The sequence below is a fragment of the Bartonella rhinolophi genome, from assembly GCF_036576165.1.
In the GTDB taxonomy this organism is placed as follows: Bacteria; Pseudomonadota; Alphaproteobacteria; order Rhizobiales; family Rhizobiaceae; genus Bartonella.
On record NZ_JBAFWY010000014.1, the window covers coordinates 1 to 21,858 of the forward strand.

The 21,858-nt window shown below is 34.5% G+C and carries 14 protein-coding genes and 3 tRNA genes; 9 read left to right on the top strand and 8 right to left on the bottom strand.

Annotated features, from left to right (window positions below; all coding sequences use genetic code 11):
• Positions 1–296: 296 nt before the first annotated feature.
• Positions 297–386: transfer RNA gene (locus tag V5N67_RS06560), tRNA-Ser, on the bottom strand.
• 304 nt (positions 387–690) lie between these two features.
• Here V5N67_RS06560 and rplU point away from each other — a divergent pair.
• The 6 genes from rplU to V5N67_RS06590 all read left to right on the top strand — a co-directional run bounded on the left by rplU (position 691) and on the right by V5N67_RS06590 (position 10,758).
• Positions 691–1,161 (top strand): 50S ribosomal protein L21, encoded by a 471-nt coding sequence (gene rplU / locus V5N67_RS06565; RefSeq protein WP_332061092.1) that lies wholly within the window; start codon positions 691–693, stop codon positions 1,159–1,161.
• Positions 1,162–1,183: 22 nt separating this feature from the next.
• A complete protein-coding gene (gene rpmA / locus V5N67_RS06570) occupies positions 1,184–1,453 on the top strand; it encodes a 50S ribosomal protein L27 (RefSeq protein ID WP_332061093.1) in 270 nt (89 codons plus the stop codon).
• A 1,250-nt stretch (positions 1,454–2,703) separates the two neighbouring features.
• A complete protein-coding gene (ptsP, locus tag V5N67_RS06575; protein WP_332061094.1) occupies positions 2,704–5,208 on the top strand; it encodes a phosphoenolpyruvate--protein phosphotransferase in 2,505 nt (834 codons plus the stop codon).
• Positions 5,209–5,672: 464 nt separating this feature from the next.
• Positions 5,673–5,762: transfer RNA gene (locus V5N67_RS06580), tRNA-Ser, on the top strand.
• A 930-nt stretch (positions 5,763–6,692) separates the two neighbouring features.
• Positions 6,693–9,374 (top strand): autotransporter family protein, encoded by a 2,682-nt coding sequence (locus V5N67_RS06585; RefSeq protein WP_332061095.1) that lies wholly within the window; start codon positions 6,693–6,695, stop codon positions 9,372–9,374.
• 1,036 nt (positions 9,375–10,410) lie between these two features.
• Positions 10,411–10,758, top strand: a complete 348-nt coding sequence (locus tag V5N67_RS06590; RefSeq protein ID WP_332061096.1) for a DNA adenine methylase — start codon at positions 10,411–10,413, stop codon at positions 10,756–10,758.
• A gap of 252 nt (positions 10,759–11,010) precedes the next feature.
• Here V5N67_RS06590 and V5N67_RS06595 read toward each other — a convergent pair.
• From V5N67_RS06595 to V5N67_RS06610, 4 genes are all read right to left on the bottom strand, one after another.
• A tRNA-Thr gene (locus V5N67_RS06595) sits at positions 11,011–11,086 on the bottom strand.
• Positions 11,087–11,282: 196 nt separating this feature from the next.
• Positions 11,283–12,641 carry an acetyl-CoA carboxylase biotin carboxylase subunit gene (accC, locus tag V5N67_RS06600; protein ID WP_332061097.1) on the bottom strand — a complete coding sequence of 453 codons (1,359 nt, stop codon included), beginning with the start codon at positions 12,639–12,641 and terminating at the stop codon, positions 11,283–11,285.
• Positions 12,642–12,655: 14 nt separating this feature from the next.
• On the bottom strand, positions 12,656–13,150 hold the full coding sequence (accB, locus tag V5N67_RS06605) for an acetyl-CoA carboxylase biotin carboxyl carrier protein (RefSeq protein WP_332061098.1): 495 nt from the start codon (positions 13,148–13,150) through the stop codon (positions 12,656–12,658).
• Between the two features lie 269 nt (positions 13,151–13,419).
• Entirely contained in the window at positions 13,420–14,295 is an 876-nt protein-coding gene (locus tag V5N67_RS06610) for a DsbA family protein (protein WP_332061099.1), read from the bottom strand.
• 341 nt (positions 14,296–14,636) lie between these two features.
• Between V5N67_RS06610 and glpD the strand changes: the two genes are divergently transcribed.
• From glpD to cobT, 3 genes are all read left to right on the top strand, one after another.
• The gene (glpD, locus tag V5N67_RS06615; protein ID WP_442879253.1) at positions 14,637–16,166 is read left to right on the top strand and encodes a glycerol-3-phosphate dehydrogenase; all 1,530 of its coding nucleotides are present in this window, start codon (positions 14,637–14,639) and stop codon (positions 16,164–16,166) included.
• 416 nt (positions 16,167–16,582) lie between these two features.
• Complete coding sequence (gene dusA / locus V5N67_RS06620; RefSeq protein WP_332061101.1) at positions 16,583–17,569, top strand: tRNA dihydrouridine(20/20a) synthase DusA; 987 nt, start codon at positions 16,583–16,585, stop codon at positions 17,567–17,569.
• A 354-nt stretch (positions 17,570–17,923) separates the two neighbouring features.
• A complete protein-coding gene (cobT, locus tag V5N67_RS06625; protein WP_332061102.1) occupies positions 17,924–18,931 on the top strand; it encodes a nicotinate-nucleotide--dimethylbenzimidazole phosphoribosyltransferase in 1,008 nt (335 codons plus the stop codon).
• Between the two features lie 511 nt (positions 18,932–19,442).
• Here cobT and V5N67_RS06630 read toward each other — a convergent pair.
• The 3 genes from V5N67_RS06630 to rpmG form a co-directional block, all read right to left on the bottom strand.
• A complete protein-coding gene (locus tag V5N67_RS06630; protein ID WP_332061103.1) occupies positions 19,443–20,078 on the bottom strand; it encodes a uracil-DNA glycosylase family protein in 636 nt (211 codons plus the stop codon).
• 49 nt (positions 20,079–20,127) lie between these two features.
• Positions 20,128–20,691 carry a thermonuclease family protein gene (locus tag V5N67_RS06635; protein WP_332061104.1) on the bottom strand — a complete coding sequence of 188 codons (564 nt, stop codon included), beginning with the start codon at positions 20,689–20,691 and terminating at the stop codon, positions 20,128–20,130.
• A 412-nt stretch (positions 20,692–21,103) separates the two neighbouring features.
• Positions 21,104–21,271 carry a 50S ribosomal protein L33 gene (gene rpmG, locus V5N67_RS06640; protein WP_004864083.1) on the bottom strand — a complete coding sequence of 56 codons (168 nt, stop codon included), beginning with the start codon at positions 21,269–21,271 and terminating at the stop codon, positions 21,104–21,106.
• Positions 21,272–21,858: the final 587 nt, after the last annotated feature.

The window sequence follows — 21,858 nt, forward strand, 5'->3', positions numbered from 1 at the left end:
AATGATGTACCAGAGATTCGAAAAACCTTCAGCCAATTTCATATAAAAGAAGTGACGACATCTTATACGTTTGGTTCTTCAAATAATACTATAGCTAAAGAATTAATCATCACCAATTGTGATTTTAACAGAAGAGAAATCCTCTTTGAGGGAGCTTAAAAACCTCTTTGAAGATCCCTTGAAAGGCTTTTAAAAACCTTTTGAAAAAATAAATTGGTGCAAAAACCTAGTGGGGCGGTCTACAGTAAACTGCAATTGGGTAAGGAAACTAAATAACACTGCTTTCCCTAATGATGTGGCGGAGAGAGAGGGATTTGAACCCCCGATAGAGTCACCCCTATGCCGCATTTCGAGTGCGGTGCTTTCAACCACTCAGCCATCTCTCCAAGATTACTAAAGCACAACAAAACTTTTTCATTGTAGAGTCTTAGTGAATATATGGTGGGAAAATAATCTGCAATTACTCTGAGAACAACCCCCTTTTTTGCTTTTTTGTTGGCTTTTCTTGACAGAGAACAAAAATTCTATCATATGTACTAAGGTGCAAGCGTGGGAAGGTTTGCGCGTGCACGATTTTCGGTTATCTTATACTCTATTTAAGTTTGTTACGACTGATAAAAAGTAGCCTGTTTCCCTTTATTAATTAAATTAAAAGTGAAATAAGAGCTGGATCGAACGAAAGGATATATAATGTTCGCAGTCATTAAAACTGGTGGGAAGCAATATCGCGTTATTGCTAATCAACTAGTAAAAGTTGAAAAAATTGTTGGAAATATCGGTGATATTGTTGAATTCAGAGACGTATTGATGGTTTGTGAGGGAGATAATGCAACCGTTGGATCGCCTGTTGTCGCTGGTGCTATGGTTACGGCTGAAATTATAGAGCAGGGGCGTTTGCGTAAGGTCATTTCATTTAAGAAGCGTCGTCGTCAAAATTCAAAGCGCACGCGGGGTCATCGCCAAGAGACAACGATACTTCGTGTTTTAGAAGTTTTGACCGATGGTTTAAAACCCAAAAAAGCGACAGTAAAGTTGGCTGAAAAAAAAGCTGCTGCACGAAAAGAAGTAAAAACTGCTGATTCTCTTAAGAAAACTGCTACGCAAACTTCTAAGAAAAAAGTTGTGTCGCAAGAAGATTCAGTCGTGACGTCAGATGAGTGAGAAAGATTAAAGGAGAACATCTATGGCACATAAAAAAGCTGGTGGTTCTTCGCGGAATGGCCGCGATTCAGAATCAAAACGTCTTGGCGTTAAAAAATTTGGTGGTGAAACTGTTCTTGCTGGAAATATTATTGTTCGCCAACGTGGTACGCGCTGGCATGCAGGTGATAATGTTGGTATTGGGAGAGATCATACCCTTTTTGCATTATTAAATGGAACGGTTTCTTTTCGTAAAAAAGCTAGTAACCGTTCGTATGTCTCAGTGATTCCTGTAATGGAGACAGCAGAGTAAATAGTAGTATTCTTTGCAATAAGCCAGTATCTGTTAAATTTTTTTTAGCATTAAAAGGGGAGGTGGGTTTTACCTCTCCTTTTTTTCTGCAGTGCAATAAACGTGCGGGGGTGCACAAGAAATTACAAAATAAAATCTGAAAAAATGTTTTTATTAAAGAGCTACAAGATTGATGTTATGTTTTATTTGTGTTGAAAATATTTGCGTAATGTTTGGACTTTTCGATAGATAGGCAATGTATAGATATAATAATGTAAGGAATTTTTTCTCTTCTTATGTGCAAAACGATATTACAGAGTTTTTTCAGAAATTGGTAAAAAAATTTGATAAAGGTATTTTTACGGTCATTTTGATGAAAATGGATTAATTGATTGGTGTTTGTGTTTTTTATAATAGCTATAATACTTTTTGGTAGGTAATGAAGTTTGATCGAATTAGCCGTTTAGAAAAAGAAAAAAGGGATATATAAGAGGCTGGAAGAGGGATAATCAAATTGCTTTAGAGTTGCGTCAATAGTGATGTGCAGGGGGACTTTCAGTAAACCTATAATAAGAAATATGCTATTAAAGAAATTTAGTTTTATGGCATAGTAATGATCAACGTGCAATCAGCTACATTAGAGTGTTGTGAAAATAAAGTTTACCAGCTTAATAGTGAGGATTGATTTAAGGCAATAACACGTTTCCATTATTTATTTTGTCTATCGAAGTGCGAAGAAATGGAGGTTATTTGTAGAGCTTTACTTATTTGAAAAAGGGGAACTTACGATGTTGTTAAGATTCATTTTTGTATCGTGGGATATTAAATTGCGACAAACTTAAAGAAATATGCTGTGTGTGACAATTTATAATTATGTAATTAGTTAGAGAAGAGCAATAGCAGGCTGTTTAGTGTGAGAGGATGTACGTAAAATATCAATGGGAACTGCAAGTGGTTATTTTTTTCATGTGAAAAATATAGTGATTTACGTTGAATAACTTGAGATGATGATAATATTTTTTTAAGTGGCTTTTAAGTTGATTGGGTGCACTAGTATTCTGGGCATTTGGCTTGGTCAAATAAATAATAGATACTAGGTTTCTTTGTGAGCGTTTTTAAGTAACGCACGTTAGACGATGATATCTGATAGTTTGGTAAGTTGCGCTAGGGCCTTAACGTTTCACTTGATTATATTTTTAAAAACGCTGCTTTGAAATAAACTTTATCAAAAACATCTTTTATTTCCTATGAGATGCGAGGAGACAAAAGCAATGAATACAGATTTTAATGAGATAGGAATCTTATCTGTGAGATCTGTAAAACTTGCGGCTACTTTTAGTCATAAAAATGATGCGATTCATGCAGCTGCTGAATTACTTGTACAGGTTGGTGCAGTTGACAAATATTATTTAGTTAGCATGCTAAAACGTGAGGCAATAGCAAATACTTGGCTTGGGAATGGTATAGCAATCCCCTATGGAATGGTTGAAAATCGTGATTTAATTACCAAGGATGCTGTCGCTGTTGTACAAATTCCTGCTGGTGTTGAGTGGCGAGAAGGAAATAAAGCGCGTTTGGTTATTGCTATTGCAGCTAGTCCAGATCGCTATACAGAAATTTGCAAAAGATTGACACATCTTTTGTTTGATAAAGAACGGCTTGAAACACTTTCAACAACTACGGACAAACAGCAAATTGTTACCACTCTGTTTAATCAAGATGCGAAGAGAGAAGAAGATTTTATTGGTGACCTTTCGGTGCGTCAAGAATGGACTTTAGATTATCCAAGTGGTCTACATGCACGACCAGCGTCGCTTTGGGTTGATTTTGCAAAAAAAATTGAAAGCTCTATCAGAGTTCGCCTTGGTCAGTATGCCGTTGAAATGAAAAACTTTGTTGGTTTACTGCAATTAGGAGTAAAAAACGGTGATGTTTTAATGTTTTCGACGGATGCTGTAGAAGGTAAGCAATTGCTTAAAAATGCAATTTCTGTCGTGAAAAAAGTGAGCATAAGTGAAAAGTGTGTAATGAAAAAAATGGAAGCTCAAACCAAAGTTTTGCATGGTTGGTATCCACGTTCTGGACAAAAAGGCATTTCTGGTGTTGGGGCAAGTCCAGGGTTATCTCTTGGAAAAATTTTTGTTTTAAGGCGGAATGATATTTCCATAACGGATCAACCTGTTGGTTTTGCAACTGGTGTTGCATGTCTTGAGAACGCTCTTGCAAAGACAAAGCATAAAATAGCGTCAGTTATTGATGATATTACAGCCCGTATGGGAGCGGATTCTGCTGCAATTTTTTCAGCGCAAATGGCTTTGCTTGAAGATGAAACTCTGATAGCGCAAGTTTGTCGTTTTATGGCAGAAGGTCATGGTGTGGCTTGGTCTTGGGATAGAACAATTCGGCAATTTGCAGATATGTTTTCTAAGGTAGATAATCCTTTGTTAGCGGCACGTGCTGTTAACTTAGTTGATGTGGGTCGCCGTGTTTTAGGTGAAATCAATCCCTCTTATAAATCATTTTTTTTAAATGATATTCCACATGGGATTATCCTCGTCACAGATGATTTGTCTCCTTCTGATGCAGCTCAGCTTGATTGTACAAAAGTGCAAGGATTGGCGACAGCATGGGGAGGCCCCATGTCTCATACAGCTATTTTGGCGCGCACTCTTGGTATTCCAATGGTTGTTGCTGCTGGTGTTGGTATTTTAGCAATTGAGAGCGATATTCAGGCCATTATTGATGGTGATAACGGATTTATTTACCTTGATCCTGTTCCTGAAGATGTTGAAGATGTCAAAAAACAGATAAATATTATTGCGCAAAAGCGTGGCAGTGAGGTTCACGTATGTAGGTTACCAGTGCAAACGACAGATGGTCAAAGGATTCGTATCATGGCTAATGTCAATTATGCCAGTCAGGTTCCTGTCGCACTTAATGTGGGAGCTGAAGGTATTGGACTCATGCGTACAGAATTTTTATTTTTAGACAGTTCACACATTCCAGATGAAGAGGCGCAATTTGATGTGTATCAAGCGATGGTTGCAGCTGTAGCAGATAAACCATTGATTATTCGTGCGCTTGATATTGGTGGTGATAAACAAGTTACGCATTTACATTTATCTAAAGAGGATAATCCCTTTTTAGGTGTTCGGGGAACGCGGCTTTTGTTACGTCGACGTGATCTTCTGATTCCACAGTTGCGCGCTTTATATCGAGCAGCAAAGGAGGGAGGAGATATATGGATTCTATTTCCAATGGTTATGTCTGTTTCAGAAATTTTTGCGATGAAAAAGATTGCAGAAGAAATTCGGAACGATATTGGTGCTCCAAAATTAAAATTTGGTATTATGATTGAAGTTCCAGCAGCGGCTATTATGGCAGATGTTTTAAGTGCTCATGTTGACTTTTTTTCGATCGGAACTAATGATTTAACTCAGTATACAATGGCTATTGACCGACAAAATCCCTATCTTGTATCTGAAGCTGATAGTCTTGATCCAGCAGTTTTGCGCATGATTCATCAGACTATTCAGGGTGCAGCAAAACATAAGTGTTGGGTTAGCGTGTGTGGCAGTATGGCTGGAGATCCTTTTGCAGCAATGATTTTGACTGGATTGGGAATTAATGAACTTTCCATGATATCTTGCGATATTTCTTCAGTAAAAGCACGTTTACAAGCGTATAGTTTTGAAGATATGAAAATTTTGGCAAAAAAAGCATTACAATGCGAAACTGCACAGGATGTGCGCGCCCTTAACTATGACATAAGGTGATAAAAAGCTTTAATGAAATAGAATACTGGTCAATTTTATAATTTTCTTAAGTAATTAGATTAGATCATTTTTGTGAAGCAGATTTTAATTTTGGATCTCAAAAATTTAATGAGAAAGAGTCTCTTTGTTTATTGTTAAACATAGTTAGTGGTATAAAGGGGTGAGTGCTGACTTTTAATTATTTGATTTTTAAAAAATATGTGCAGCATGTCAACTTGAAGGCTATTTTATTCATTCGTGATGAGCAAGTTACAGATGAACATTAAGAATTTTAATGATCCAGTTATTAGATTTTTGATGTTTGTCTGCGAAAAAGTTTTTTCTTGAAAGTAGATGGTAAATTATTATTCATAAATATTTGCATTTCGTTTTGATAAATGAAGTCATTTTTTAAATTTTGTTTGATTTTGAGTGTATAGTTTAAGCTTGCATGTTATTGTTTTCTGGGTATAGTGCAAAGCTCTGGAGAGGTGGCCGAGTGGTTGAAGGCGCACGCCTGGAACGCGTGTATATGGGAAACCATATCGAGGGTTCGAATCCCTCTCTCTCCGCCAAATATCATTAAAATCAATTTTCATCGATTTTAATGAGTTATTTTCTATTTATTTTATAGCTTTTTGACTATCTTAATTGTTAATTTTGGGTGTTTTGGTCGTATCTTTTTGTAAAAGTTCTTCTTTAAAAGTAAAACTTAATTATGATTTTTTTGTTTATGTGGCAAAAAAAGAAGTTATAGTCAAAGTGCTTTAAAAGCATACATGTTTGTGCGCTTTTCTCAGTGTTTAAGGCTTATTTCAGTAATTTCATCTATACTCATTTAGATATCTGAAAAAAGTAACGATGTTTTTTCTTTTTTTTAAGTATGAATGTCAAAGTGCATATTAATCCATTGGCAGCATTTTTCATGATGAATGCTCATTATCATAACACAATGTCACTTATTGCATAGATATCCAATATAGTGTGTGGTAGGCAAAAATCTTTTAATGGGTATTTTGGGGGGAGAGGTATCTCATCGATTGATGGTAAAGCGTTATGGTAGAGCACAAAAAATTTTGCTTGTTTATGTAGATTTTCATTGAAAAAAACAGATCATAATATCTTTGATATTTGAATAGAAAAATTCGACTAATTTATAATATATATTGGAAAATATCTCATATTATAATTTTTATAAACTAAAATATTTGTATTTTTTCTCATTTTTTATTTTTCTGTAGAAGCGTGATTAAGTTTTAAGCCTCAAGTTCCTTTAAATTTTTTGTTTTATGGCGATTTGCTTTATGATCATAAGATTATAGAGGTTATTTTTGGGTGGATTACAGTTTCGCTTTACATAAAATACAAAACGAACTATATGTGCTCGATTTAGTGAAATGGATTATAAATTATCATTTTTATTTTTACGTATCGTATTTAAGTTGTAGTTCGCCTTTTACCTACATTTTTTAATTTCGTTGAGAAAAAAGAAAGTTTGAAGAAGAATGATGAAAGTATCTAAAAATCATTTATATTCGTGCGTTTTTGCAACAGCTGTTTTTTCTTTTTTATCAACCGTAGATATTCAGGCACGTTCTGATTCATTTATGTCATTTTTATGTAATGAAAACAAACCATACTATAGATGCAATGATGGCAAAAGGCATACGATTGATAATAAGGTGTATCAGTTCGTTGAGGTCTTTGGAGAAGAGAGTAAAAAGAACAATTCTCTTATGTTGCTTGCTCCCATAGTGGCAGAGGAATTTGGAACAGTTATTCAAGCAACGCACGTAAAAATTATAGGTGGTGCTTATGGTGTACTTGCTGCAAATAATGGAATTATAGAAATAGATCGTGGATCTATTGAGACTGCTAAAGTGGGTGTTTATGCAGAAAAAGAAGGTGCATCTGTTATTTTAACTGATACAAAAATTAAGGTAGGATATCAAGAGTCTATCCAAGGAACTGCTCTTTTTAGTGGTGTTGATGCAAGCATTAAGATGATAGGTGGGTCGGTCGATGTGAGGAATGCAGCAGCTCTTTATGTAGGGACTGGGGGAAGTGCAATTTTAGATGGTGTTACCATTATTTCTAAAAATCAAAAAGTAGCTAATGAGGAAGATGAAGTTTTCCATGCAGCTTTAAATATAAATCAGCATGGTTCTATTCATTTAAAGAATAGCAGTGTTATGGTTACAGATATTCGTGGTTTGTGGATTGGGCTAGATGTTAATGCACAGTCGAATGTTGGCACGAAAGAGAATATTTCAGTTTCGCGAGTTTATATTGATGATTCAATAGTTACGGTGACAGGTAATCAGCATGGTATACACTTTGATATGGACAAAGGAGCTAATGATTCTGAACAAGGATTTGTTTTTTTGAAAAAATCCATTTTTGAAGCTCCAGCTGCTACAGCTATTTATAGTAGCAAGAGTAGTGGTTATATCGCGGCTTCAAAAGGGACTGAAATCTCTGGCGATTTATTGTTGATGCTTGAAAAGGGAGCTTCTGTAGGGATATTAGCTGATTCTTCTGTGCTTAAAGGAGGCACTCGTGTTTCTGATAATTCTATCGCGGAACTTTATTTAAGTGGAGATTCAAAATGGATTTTGACAAAAAGAAAAGAAATAAATTGGCAAAATTCGGATCGTGCAACCTCGTCTGTTTCGTTTGTAAGGCTTTCTGATAGTGCTATTGTTTTTGAAACTCCAACGTCCACAAAATATCAGACACTTCGTATTGGAAATGGAGCGGAAGAAGTTTTCAGTATGCAGGGTAATGCGCGTCTTTATTTGAACACCTATACCAATAATGATGGTTCGTTTGATAATCAAAAGACTGATCGAATCTTGATTTATGGTGATATCTCTGGAAAATCTACAGTTCATGTGCAGCTCATTACAGAAGATAAAGGGGGAGAGACTGGTGGTGAAAATGTTCAAGGTATTTCAATTATCCAAGTTTATGGAAAAGCGAAAGAAGACTCTTTTCAGCTAAGTAGTGCTTATATCACGTTGGAAGGTTTTCCTTATCAATATTATCTTCATGCGTATGGTCCAAGTTCTTCTCGTGGTAATGCAAGTGTTGCACAAAGATTAATTGAAGGCGAGGGAGATTTTTGGGATTATCGACTTGAAAGTAAATATATTGAACCTACTGCATTTTTTCCTATTGCGCCTTCTTTGGAGATTGCTCCTCATTCTGAGCTAAAAGTAAGGCTTGTTGTTCCACAGATTCCAACTTATCTGCTTTTGCCAAACGCTTTGTTTCATGTTGGTTTGATGGATATTAGCAATCAAAATAGGCAGTTGGAAACTATGCGAACTGCTGCCAGTAGATTTTTAGAAATTGATAAAAACCCTACTTTATTTGTGCATGGTTATAGTGCTAACCACCATTATACTTCAAATTTGTCCGCACTTGAATATGGTTATGGTGGTAATCTTGATTATAATGCCGTAGAAGTGGGCATCTTACTGAAGACAATTGAGAATCCATATAGTGCAACATCTTTTGGGGTGATGGGGAGTTATGGAAAACTTTCTTTGCAGCCTCAAAATGTTGAAGAAAGTCAAAAAAATTCATTGGATAAATGGTCAGTCATAGTGTACGGCAGCATGCAGCATGATGCGGGTCTTTATCTGGATGGTTTTTTGTCCTATGGCCTATTTAAAGGTGATATTTTTACTCTCGTAGGAGGAAAGACAGCTACATTAAAAGGTAATCCTCTAAGCGCTTCATTGTCTATTGGTAAAGCGTTTATGACAGGGTATAAAGGCTTTGTTTTTGACCCACAGATTCAGGTTATTTATCAACATCTCCAGTTTAATAAAGCATGTGACATTGGTGGTTTTGATATTGAGATGGGAAAACCTGATCAATGGGTGATGCGTGTAGGGGGGAATGTAACAAAGACATTTGTAGTGTCTGAAAAGGATCGTGCCACTTCTTTTTATGGTATGTTCCATCTTATTCATAATTTTGAAAAAAAGCAATTTGTGCATTTTAAAGATGCCTTTCAGTTAGCTTCCTTTGGTTCTTCCCTAGAAGCAGGAGTGGGCATCTATTCGCAATTATCTCAAAAAATTACGCTTCACAGTGATCTGGTTTATCAGCATAAGCTTACTAAGTCTGGTTTTTCTGGAGTTCATTTTTCTGCTGGGTTGCGTTATCGCTTTTAAAAGCTCTTTGAGAAACTGCAAATTAAAACCTTGTGGCGTATTTTTATTCTATATGTAGCGAATTTATTATTTAAAATATAATTGAAATGTATTTAATAATTCCGTTAATAATATTTTTTTAATAATAAAAAATGGAAAAAGCTTCTAATTTTTAAATTTAAAAGGTAACTGATATTGGTTACTTTGTAAGAAAAATAATATTTTGTACTTAATACAAGAATACAATAGCAGAGGGTTTTTAATTATTTTTTGTTGAAAAAATATTTTTCAATAAAAGTCTTTTAGAGACTGAAAAGCGGAGTCTTATACTTATTTTTCAAAATTTAGTTTAGTAAGCCCCTCGGATGGAATTGCACCTAGATACGAGAAGGGTGTAGGTGATGGGTTCAGGGGTAGCGTGTATTGGCGTGTTTAGCATAAATTATAAAGGGAAAATTAGCTCTCTATTTTTGATTTTTCAGCAATTGTTACCCTAAAAAACTGAATTTCTGGCAAGATTTAAAATCGTAATAAGAGTAAAATATCAAAAAACATTTCTTTTTTAGTGATAATCTGAATCCTCAAAAGTGCTCTGATAGGAATTTTTTAAAGATTTTTACAGTAAGGAAAAGAAATTATATGAGGACCAAAAAAAATTCAAAAAATTATCAATGCAAAAAATCGTGAATGCAGATTTATATCTACTTCTATTCTTTATCTTATCTCCCTTTCTTGGATAGGAGGAGATTCTCTTTAGGAGAAAATTGATTCCACCAGCAGAAATCATCAATGATCGCTCAATCTGATGTGGTGAATTTTTTTCGGGTGTTACAACGCCATTACCAGCCATTTATGGATATGGTGAAGTTTCAGATCAGTAGCTGTGAGGAGTTTCAACATCTCTCTCGATAAGACCCATCTATATTAACTGATCTAGAGCGCGCTTTTCGGTTTTTATATCTGCAGCGGTTAGGTTTTAGCGGTAAGGCTGAATTGTGCGTTTTGCATTGAAAAGAGTCGTAATGCACGGTTTAATTATTTTAAAATCAAAGCGTTATTGGAGCTTATTGATCGTCGTTTGGCAGGGGTTACCATTGAACAGTTAAATTTGTCAGATTTTGTGCTTCGTTATGATCGACCAAATGTCTTGTTTTATCTTGATCCGCCTTATTGGAATGTTGAGGATTACTACGGGAAGGATTTGTTTAAGTGGGAAGATTATCAAGTGATAGCAACGATTCTTGCACAATTAAAAGGAAAGTTCCTTCTTTTTTTAAATGACGTGCCAGAGATTCGAAAAACCTTTAGTCAATTTCATATAAAAGAAGTGACAATATCTTATACATTTGGCTCTTCAAATAATACTGTAGCTAAGGGACTAATCATTACCAATTGTGACTTTTAACAGAAGAAAACAATACTCTTTGAGGAGGCTTTGAAGCCCCTTTTTTGAAGGGCTCTTGAAAGTCTTCTTTAAAAATAAATCGATACAAAAGGTAATTACAATAAAAAAATTCAAAGAATCGATAAAGAAATTTTACACAAAAATATCCTTGATAAAGGCACATTCGAAAATCTTATTCCCTCACCTTTATTTACGTATCTCTCATTTTAAAAAATGCAAATAAAATCAATAAGTTATACGAAAAAAAGGGTATGGTGCCCCCAGAGAGACTCGAACTCCCGACCCCCTGATTACAAATCAGGTGCTCTACCAACTGAGCTATAAGGGCGTAACCACACATGGGGAAGTAACACAAACTCACAAAAAGGAAAATAGAAAATTATCAATTTTATACATATTTTAAAAAACTTTGTTACAAATTATAAAATAATAAGCTTTTTTATTATCTTGTACTGTCAACACTACCCCTATACCTCTATTTAAATAGAGGTAGTGATGAAATTTCACTACTTTATAGTTTTAAATTACGAATCTGGAGAATCTGATTGATTAGAAAGATACTTCTCTAGCCAGTGAATATTATAATTACCATCTGTGATATCTTGATTGTTAATAAGATCACGAAATAGAGGGAGTGTGGTTTTTATTCCATCGACTACGAATTCGTCTAAAGCACGCCGTAAACGCATCATACATTCTAAGCGTGTACGTCCATGAACAATCAGTTTCCCAATTAGACTATCATAATAAGGCGGAATACGGTAACCAGAATAAGCGCCTGAATCTACGCGAATTCCTAAACCTCCAGGTGTATGAAAATGTGTAATAGTTCCTGGCGATGGCGTAAAGTTAACGGGATCTTCTGCATTGATACGGCATTCAATGGCATGGCCAGAGAAGCAGATATCTTCTTGTTTGACTGAAAGTCCTTGGCCGGATGCAATATGAATTTGTTCGTGAACTAAATCGATGCCTGTAATTTCTTCCGTTACAGGATGCTCAACTTGTAAACGAGTATTCATCTCAATAAAATAAAATTCACCATTTTCATAAAGAAACTCAATAGTACCTGCGCCACGATATCCAAGTTTAGCGCAGGCATTTGCAACAATATCACCAATTTTTTTCTGCTCAGTTTCATTCAGTGCAGGTGATCTAGCTTCTTCCCATACTTTTTGATGGCGTCGCTGAATTGAACAATCGCGTTCTCCTAAATGAAGAGCATTTCCTGCTCCATCACCTATGACCTGAATTTCAATATGGCGTGGTTTTTTTAGATATTTTTCAATGTAAACTGCATCATTACCAAAAACAGACCCAGCTTCTGAGCGAGCTACCTTAAGAGCTATAGAAAACTCTTGTTCGGAATGGACAACTTTCATACCGCGTCCACCACCACCTGCAGAAGCTTTAATAATAACGGGATAACCAATTTCATTAGCAATACGTAACGCATCTGCTTCTTCTGTGACGGCTCCATCTGAACCTGGAACTACAGGAATTCCAAGTTTTTTAGCAGTTTTCTTTGCTTCGATTTTATCACCCATCATTCGAATATGCGCAGCTGTTGGCCCAATAAATATAATGTCATGAGCTTCTAACACATCTGCAAATTTTGCATTCTCAGAAAGAAAGCCATAACCTGGATGAACAGCATCAGCTCCCGTAATCTCGCATGCAGCAATAATTTGATGAACACTTAAATAAGAATCTCGAGCTGGGGGAGGACCAATGCAAACACTTTCATCAGCAAGGCGGACATGCATTGCATCAGCATCAGCAATTGAGTGAACGGCTACGGTCTTTATTCCAAGTTCTTTGCAGGCTCGCAAAACACGAAGAGCAATCTCTCCCCGATTAGCAATGAGGATTTTTCGAATCATATTAAGTTCTCGCTTTATTCAATAACAACAAGTGGTTCACCAAATTCAACAGGTTGCCCATCTTGAACCAGAATAGCAGTTACCTTGCCTGAATGTGGTGAGGGAATTTGATTCATCATTTTCATTGCCTCAACGATAAGTAACGTTTCTCCTTCAGAAACATTTTTTCCTACTTCTATAAAGTTTTGTGCGCCTGGTGAAGGTGCAAGATACGCTGTACCAACCATTGGAGACGTTATCGCATTTTTTGATTTATCTTCCTGTGCAAGGGGCTCAGTTGTTGGAGTTGAAGGGGGAGATGATACGGCAACAGTAGGAGTGGAAACAGGAGCATAGATTGTTTGTTCAGGAGCGACGGAAGTGTTTTGACGTGATACACAAATACGAAGTCCACCCTGTTCAAGTTCAATATTAGTTAAATTCGTATCATTCAAAATTTCAGCAAGATCGCGGATAATTTTTGTATTAATTGCGGTATGTTTTGTCGCATCCACTTTTTTTGTTGCCATTTTACTTTTAACTCCTTGATCAATGAAGATCACTATTGTCTAAATTTTATGGTTGAATATTTTTAGATTACGGATGACCTTTTTTGAGAAATTTTTTAAGACCTGTACTTTTTTTGATATTTTTACTCATTGTATTTTGCAGTTTTGAGCTTATGTTTATTATGCAAAGTTGCATTTATAAGCCTGTTGATAAAAAAGAGAAAGCAAAAAAAATCATAAATTTCCCACTCTGCGGTATTTTCATAAAGCTGACAAGGTAAAGGGGGCATTTATTGTATATTTTCTATTAATTCTTTTAGAATATTTTTGTTTACGGCTCCGATAAGGACTTTATCTCCAATAATATAAGAAGGGGTGCCTGTGATATTTAATGCAGAGGCAATTTGAATATTTTCTTTAAAAGAGTTCAACAGAGTAGGATCTTTGATTGCATTGCGCAATTTTTTTTCATCTGCTCCTAGTGAAACTGCTATTTTTATAGCTGTAGCTTTATTTGCACGACCTTGGTTAGTTAAAAGTGCTTTATAAAATTGAGGATATTTCTCTGGAAGCTGTTTTCGAAAAGCATATGCAACAGTATGTGCAGCAGTAGAATCGTGCCCCAAAATTGGTAAGTCTTTAACAATAACTCGTAAATTAGGGTATTCTTTTATTAAACTTTCTATGTGGTGATAAGAGCTTTTACAGAACTTACAATTGTAATCAAAAAAATCAACAAGCACTATTTTACCATTTGGATTTCCTAAAATAATATCATGAGGAGATTGAAAAATTTCTTTTTTCAATGAATTAATAATCGAAGATTGTTTTTGGGTTCTTTGTTCTTCTAGTTTTTCTAATTTTTTCTGAAGGACAAATTGCATTTGAATCATAATTTCTGGATTAGTAAGTAAATAGTTTTTTACAACTTCTTGAATATCATGATCGTTAATATATGGTGCAATCTTTTCTTTCAATTTAGACAAAAAAACAGGATCTTCTAAAAGCTGTGTTTTCAGCTTTTCTAAGTTCACATCATTTGATGTTTTTTTGCTTGACTCTGCATGTAATAAAGAAGGGGAGCAGATTAAAAAAATACTCAGCATAATTGCTGCTGAAAATTTTGCAATGAATGTCGCTTTTGAATGTTGAGGCTGATAGATCATCTGTGGCCCTTCATATTTTTATTTTTTATTGTGATGCTGGTAAACTATATGAAAACTATTGCGGATATGCAACAAAGCATTTAACTGTAGCATAAATCTTGTAGGATACAGAAAAAACATCAGTTTTTTCTTTATTTATAAGAAAGTTTAGGAAATTTCATGTAGCGCATGTTTTTTACGATGATTGTATTTTGTGCAATGGTTGAAAATTTTTCTCCTTTTTATCGAATATTATCTTAATTTATCGTCAAAACGGCACGTTAACAATTTGATTGAAAGCACTGACATTAATTTTTGGCTGTCGCTTTATTGCATACAGCAAAACAAAAAATAAATCTGATATGAAAAGTGAGATTATGAAGACCACAATGCATTATGACTTGTTTATTATTGGTGGAGGAATAAACGGATGTGGATTAGCGAGAGATGCAGCTGGACGTGGGTTCAAAGTGGGATTGGCTGAAATGAATGATCTTGCATCAGGTACATCAAGTGCGTCCACAAAGCTTATTCATGGCGGTCTTCGTTATCTTGAACATTATGAATTCAAACTTGTCCGTGAAGCATTGAAAGAGCGAGAGGTCATTTGGCGTATGGCACCACATATTGTGCGTCCTTTGCGTTTTATCCTTCCTCATCATAAAAAACTGCGTCCTGCTTGGATGTTGCGTTTTGGACTTTTTATTTATGATTATCTCGGTGATTGGCATCAAAAACTGTGGCGTAGTAAAACAGTTAATTTTTCAAAAAATTTTTCCTCTACACTTAAAAAAGAATATCAGAGAGGCTTTGAATATTCCGATGCAAGAGTAGATGATGCGCGATTAGTAATTGCTAATGCTCGTGATGCAGAAAAGTTGGGCGCTGATATAAAAATACGGACGGAAGTTCTTTCTTTACAAAGAGAAGAAAAAAAATGGCTTGTAATTCTTCGAAACAAGTTAAGTGGTGAAAAATATTGTGTTACGACTTCTTATGTCGTAAATATGACGGGACCTTGGATTAATCATGTTTTAGAAAATGTATTGGGCTATAAAGAGAATCCACCAGTACGACTAGTGAGTGGTTCTCATATTCTCATTCCAAAGCTTTATGATCATGATCGTGCTTATATTTTTCAAAACAGTGATGGACGTATTATATTTTCTATTCCGTATCAAGAAGAGTTTACATTACTTGGAACAACAGATTGTGACTATCAGGGTGATCCTGCTAACGCTCATATTACAGATGCAGAGATTGATTATATTTGTGCAGCAGCGAGCGAATATTTTATACAGCCAGTATTGCGTGAAAACATTATTTGGACTTACTCTGGTGTTCGTCCACTCTATGATGATGGATCTTCAAAAGCACAAGAGCTTACACGTGATTATGTTTTAAAAGAAATGGGCACAGAAAGTATTCCAAAAATTCTTAATCTTTATGGTGGAAAGATTACAACTTATCGAAAATTAGCTGAAGATGTGATGAAGTTTGTTGAAAAAGCGCTTGGGACAAAGGGGGCGCCGTGGACAGCTCATTCGACACTTCCTGGGGGCGATTTTCCATATAATCGGTTAGATATAATCGAGAATAAGATTGCTTTTTTCATACCAGATTTAGATTCTTTTACATGTCGCAGACTTGCTCGCTCTTATGGTTCTGAGGCATTGATAATATTTGCAAATGGTAAGGCAGATAAAGGAAAAGATTTTGGGCATGGACTTTATGAAGTAGAAGTAAAATGGTTAATGGAAAAAGAATGGGCTAGGACATGTGAAGATATATTATGGCGCCGTTCAAAACTTGGACTTTTGTTTAATAAAGAAGAGGTTGCTGTTCTTTCCACTTATATACAAAGCAAAAGAGAAAATGAACAAAATTTATGATGATTTCATCTTTAGGGAGTTTATATTGTTATATTGTGGTATCTATTTGCGTAATTTATTGAAAAGCACTGTAAGAAAATAAGTTATAGTAATATAAGTTATTTAACGATTTACTTTATGAATTATAAAAATAAGAATATATTTAAAAGTTATACTAAAAAGTAATAAACAATATTAATAATTTAATAAAATTATTATATACATATAAATAAATTATTTAAATTGTAATATATTTTTATTTTTTCATTTATTTTCATAATAATTTTTAGTTGTTTAAAAAAATCAATTGAATATAAGCCGTTTTTTACATCTATTAATCGAGGGAAAAAAAATAGTCTTTTGTGAAGTCAAAAAAGTGGATATTTGTAATGTGTGAATGGGGGAGCTATTAATAGAAACGTGAGAATAATATTTTTATGACATTTTATAGTTCTCCATCAACAGTAAAATTTGCAGTTGCGCCAATGTTGGATTGGACAGATCAGCATTGCAGATTTTTTTATCGCCTTTTAACAAAAAAGGCACTGCTTTATACTGAAATGATTGTAGCCGATGCTGTAATTCATGGTAATCGTGAAAAACTATTGGCTTTGCACCATAAAGAACATCCAGTTGCCTTGCAATTAGGGGGATCAGATCCGCGAAAATTGGCAGAGGCAGCAAGAATTGCAGAAAGTTTCGGTTATGACGAGATAAACCTCAATGTTGGTTGTCCATCACATCGTGTTCAGGCAGGTATATTTGGTGCTTGTTTGATGTTACATCCCAATGTTGTGGCAAATGCTGTGGAAGCGATGAAAAAAGCTGTTACTGTGTCTGTAACTGTTAAATGCAGGATTGGTGTGGATGAGCAGGATGAAGAATTAACTTTGGATCTTTTTGCTGATCAAGTTTGGAATGCTGGGTGTGATGCGATTTGGGTGCATGCACGTAAAGCATGGTTACAAGGGTTAAGCCCAAAAGAAAATCGCGATGTTCCTCCGCTTAATTATGAAAGAGTTTATAAATTAAAACGTAAGTATCATAATAATTTCATTGGGATAAATGGTGGAATTAAATCAATTGAGGAAGTAAAAAAACATTTGACTTTGTGTGATGCAGCTATGGTTGGTCGACAGATTTATCATGATCCAGCTTTACTAAAATACATTGATTCTGAAATATATGGTGAGTTGCAGAATGATCTTAGCGATTGTGATCTTATTGAGCGTATGTGTGATTATGCTGCCCAACATATCTCATTGGGTGGGCGGCTATCTCATGTGACACGTCATATGATTGGTTTATTTCATGGTCAAGATGGAGCACGTCGATGGCGGCAAATATTATCAAATGATGCAACAAAAAGAGACGCAGGTGCACATATTTTAAAAGAAGCTTTTTCTGCTCTCATTTCGCAATAATCTTATGAAATAACATGTATAAAAACTGAGCTTTTTTAAAGCTCTGTTTTTTGAAAAAGCTTTCTTAAAAGCAATTTTAATTTATAAACTGTAGAAAGTTGTTATTGTTTTTATTGAGAATATGTCAATGATATATATGAACGCATTATTACTCAATACAAAAGTAGATCATGGAATGGATGATCTGTAAATCGGGGGAAAATAGTTATGTGGCTAGAAGATTGAATATACAAATAATTTTGTTAATAATATTTAATATGTTTAAATCTCTTTTTTAAAAAATAAATTATTCATATCCTGTTTATATGAAAATATTCTAATTACACATTATCAATTTTAAAAGGTAGCCTTTATATGACCATCAGTCCGTTTGATGATTTCCGTGCTTTACTTAAAAATTTACCTGTTGCTGATGAGTCTTCTATAATTTTGGCAAAAAAACGGCAAGAAATTTTAACAAAGACGCAAGGATCGTTAGGAAAATTGGGAGATATTGCAGTTTGGTATGCAGGGTGGAGAGGTGCAGAAAAGCCTATTATAACGCGGCCTTTAGTTGCAATTTTTTCTGGGACTCATGGTATTACGGATGAAAATATTACACCATTTCCGCAATCTATGACGCAAAAAATGGTACAAAATTTTGCTGCGGGGGGTGGTGCTATTAATCAAATTTGCATAGCTTATGATCTTGGACTGAAGATATTTGATTTGGCACTGGAATATCCAACAATGAATATTACCAAAGATGCAGCGATGGATGAGCGTACTGCTGCTGCTACAATGGCATTTGGAATGGAATCCATTGCTGGTGGAACAGATCTTGTGTGTATAGGTGAAATGGGCATTGGGAATACGACGATAGCTTCAGCTTTATGCTTAGCATTATTTGGTGGAGAAGTTGAGGAATGGGTAGAGAGAACCACAGAATCTGATGAAAAATTTTATCAGCGTAAAATAGCAGCTGTTAAGACAGCTATTGCTTTACATAAGCATAATTTTGATGATCCTTTTGAAGTAATGCGTTGCCTAGGAGGGCGCGAAATTGCTGCTATGGTGGGTGCTATTTTAGCTGCAAGGATGGAAAAAGTACCAGTTATTTTAGATGGTTTTGTAGCAACAGCAGCAGCAGCAGTACTTTATAAAATGCATCCAAAAATTCTTGATCATATAATTATTGGACATATTTCTTCAGAGGCAGCGCATCGCAAAATTTTAGAGAAAATTGGGAAAGAACCACTCTTAGATTTGGGAATGTGTTTTGGTGAAGGAACTGGCGCAGCTATGGCAGCTGGTATTGTCAAGGCTGCAGTCTTAACGCACGCACAAATGGCACTTTGCAAACAAGAAGATTTGAGTGTTTAAGGAATTATAGTGTAATTATAAAGCTGAAAAATTCTTTAAGAGTCTGTTTCATTAGTTTTTTGCAGTTTTATGTAGTTGATGAGGGAGGCTATGTATTTAATTTGTTCTATTATTAAAAAATAAGATGTTACAAATATCAATTTTAACAATTAATTTTTTGTACAAAAGATTATAATTTCCAATATTAAAAATGATAACACACAATAGATAGTTAATATTTTTACTTATACGATAAATTTGATAACTTTAAGATCCCTACACAATGTTTAAAAAGCGCTTAAAGCAGTTATGCTTGTATGTATTGGTAATGAATAAAAACAGTGATGTGTGCATTTAATTTTTTGGGGAGGGGAGTAAAAAAAATGGTATTACAACGTTGATAACACTTTTAAATTTTTGAATTTTATTTCGATAAGGTATTATAAAAGTTCAACTTTTTAATGATATCAAGGATAAAAAATGTAAAATTTTCGATGAAGATAATCCATATTTTTCTTTTTCAGTATCCAGTTTATAAAAATTTACGTACTAAATTGCGAAGGTCCACAATAAGTTCATCATGAAACCATGGATTTTTTTGTAACCAGAAAGTGTTTCGCCATGATGGGTGGGGTAAAGGCATGACATTGTAACCTCGAGGTTGACGTATAGAAAGAATGTTTTTCCAATCTCTGACGGTTGCTGAAACGGTTTTATGTTTGAGCTCTGTAATATGCCATTTTTGTGCATAACCTCCAATAGCAAGGACAAGCTTTATTTGTGGCATAGCTTGAAATACCTTTTCATGCCATATTTCTTGACATTCACGTCTTGGTGGCAAGTCAGATTTATTTTGGTCATAGCCTGGAAAACAAAATCCCATAGGAACAATAGCAAATAGAGATTTGTTATAAAATTCACCTCTAGTTACGTTGAGCCAATTACGTAACTTTTCACCAGAACGATCATTAAAAGGAATAGAACTTTCATGTACACGCAATCCTGGTGCTTGACCTGCAATTGCGATCGAAGCTGTATTGGATAAATAAACCACGGGTTTTGGTTCATGTGGAAGAGGAGGAAGATAATGTGGATGTTTGATACAAACACGACAGGAGTAAATTTGTTTTTCAAGTTTTATAATTTGGCTACACTGTTGTTGCTTCATAGGTAAGTGGAAATTTAAAGAATGCGTTTTAAAACAGAAAATACTTTCTTTATTCTGTCCAAGGATGCGTCTTTCGCCATTTTTTAGGTTGTTGAAAACTTGATTGCCATATTCCTCTTTTTTTCTGTCTGGCTTCTTGTTCTTCTTTAGGGTAACTATAATAACTCACAGCCCAACCATTACGCACCATCGTTGCATTTATATTGCTGATTTGCTTTGTTTTACATGTTGCAAGAATGCGACGATATTTATCCTTTTTGTACCAATAACATGTGATAGGCTGATTTGCTATAAGTTGTTTTAAATATTTTTTTGCTTCAAGTCCACATGGATATCGTGATTCCTTTGTGCCACAAAACTGGCGAAGCTCTGGAGCATCAATCCCTATTAGTCGGATCATAACAGAAGAAATCATGATTGAATCTCCATCAATAATAGATGCATTTCCTTTGATAAAGGCCTGGGAACTAAAATCATCTTTTGGAGAGTGTATCTGAGTAAACTTAAGATAAATTATCACAAAGACAAGAAGTATGATTGCCACAAGAATGCTAAAATTGATAAGCTTCAATTTAAAGTTTTTTAGATAAAATGGAGAATTTTTTTTTCTCATAAAATTAAAAAACTGCTATCATGATACGCTTGTTTTGAAAAAATATCCACTTAACAGCTTTTACGGCAAGCCTTCATTACTTTGATAAAAATAAACGTACTATCCAATTATAACAAAAATATAGCGAGAAAATTTTGTGTATCCAATTCATTTTGAATCTTGAGTATATAATTAAAATAAACCAGACTCACTACGGTGATGATACCCACGATCAAGGTGGCGACCAATAAACTTACTTTATTTAAATATGATAGCGTTATAGTTATAAAAACCTAAATGCATTTCTGTTTTGCGGAGATCGCCAAATTATTTTCACTTTTTATAAAAATATCCTCTAGAAACTAAACTCAGAGATCAATAAAATCTACCTCTTTTTTGATTACAGCAGTTTCCAGTTAAATGATGAAGTCAATTACTTAATTTTCGTTTCTTTGAATTCAACATGCTTTTTCACAACCGGATCATATTTACGTTTGCTCATCTTATCTGTCATTGTGCGGCTATTTTTTTTTGTCACATAAAAAAAACCAGTATCCGCAGTTGATAAAAGTTTAATCTTAATGGTTGCTGCTTTAGCCATAATATGAGGATCCTATTTATACTGAAGACGATATCACGTTGCTCCCAAAATTTATTTTGGTGCAATCAGATTTTGCAATACACTACGGATGTTCTAAAAAAAGTCAAGAGCCGATTAGTTTTCTCATAAATTATCTGATAATGGTTAATTTGATGCGCATATCGATACAATAGAGGAAGATAAAAACAGTATGAGTATAGCTCTGGATTCATAGAAATTGAGATATGTGCTTAAACCGTGCAAGCCTGACTATATAAAAATCAGCAAATTCGCCTGTGAAAAACAAAAGAAAAAACATCAGAACTTATAGTTATAAAATTCATAACTGTTTGGTCATCTGTGATATTTATAAAAAATTTTAACACAGCGAAAATAATGCAGCTTGTAGGGAAATGGAGTGGATACTTTGTGTAATCACTTATAATAATTAGTGTAAGAATTTAAAAGTAAAACATTATTAAGAACGGAGGATAGCCATAAAAAATATTACCTTATTTTCAATATATCAAATAATAAATATTAATTATGTTGTAAGAAAAAAATGTTTTATTTGAAAAATACTATAAAGAAGTACAATCATTGTTGAT

Excerpts from the sequence above, each read along its gene's own strand:
- V5N67_RS06635 (WP_332061104.1), bottom strand. The coding sequence starts at position 20,691 with ATGAGAAAAAAAAATTCTCCATTTTATCTAAAAAACTTTAAATTGAAG.
- V5N67_RS06585 (WP_332061095.1), top strand. The coding sequence starts at position 6,693 with ATGATGAAAGTATCTAAAAATCATTTATATTCGTGCGTTTTTGCAACA.
- rpmG (WP_004864083.1), bottom strand. The coding sequence starts at position 21,271 with ATGGCTAAAGCAGCAACCATTAAGATTAAACTTTTATCAACTGCGGAT.
- dusA (WP_332061101.1), top strand. The coding sequence starts at position 16,583 with ATGACATTTTATAGTTCTCCATCAACAGTAAAATTTGCAGTTGCGCCA.
- rplU (WP_332061092.1), top strand. The coding sequence starts at position 691 with ATGTTCGCAGTCATTAAAACTGGTGGGAAGCAATATCGCGTTATTGCT.
- accB (WP_332061098.1), bottom strand. The coding sequence starts at position 13,150 with ATGGCAACAAAAAAAGTGGATGCGACAAAACATACCGCAATTAATACA.
- glpD (WP_442879253.1), top strand. The coding sequence starts at position 14,637 with ATGAAAAGTGAGATTATGAAGACCACAATGCATTATGACTTGTTTATT.
- V5N67_RS06630 (WP_332061103.1), bottom strand. The coding sequence starts at position 20,078 with ATGAAGCAACAACAGTGTAGCCAAATTATAAAACTTGAAAAACAAATT.
- ptsP (WP_332061094.1), top strand. The coding sequence starts at position 2,704 with ATGAATACAGATTTTAATGAGATAGGAATCTTATCTGTGAGATCTGTA.
- cobT (WP_332061102.1), top strand. The coding sequence starts at position 17,924 with ATGACCATCAGTCCGTTTGATGATTTCCGTGCTTTACTTAAAAATTTA.
- rpmA (WP_332061093.1), top strand. The coding sequence starts at position 1,184 with ATGGCACATAAAAAAGCTGGTGGTTCTTCGCGGAATGGCCGCGATTCA.
- V5N67_RS06610 (WP_332061099.1), bottom strand. The coding sequence starts at position 14,295 with ATGATCTATCAGCCTCAACATTCAAAAGCGACATTCATTGCAAAATTT.
- accC (WP_332061097.1), bottom strand. The coding sequence starts at position 12,641 with ATGATTCGAAAAATCCTCATTGCTAATCGGGGAGAGATTGCTCTTCGT.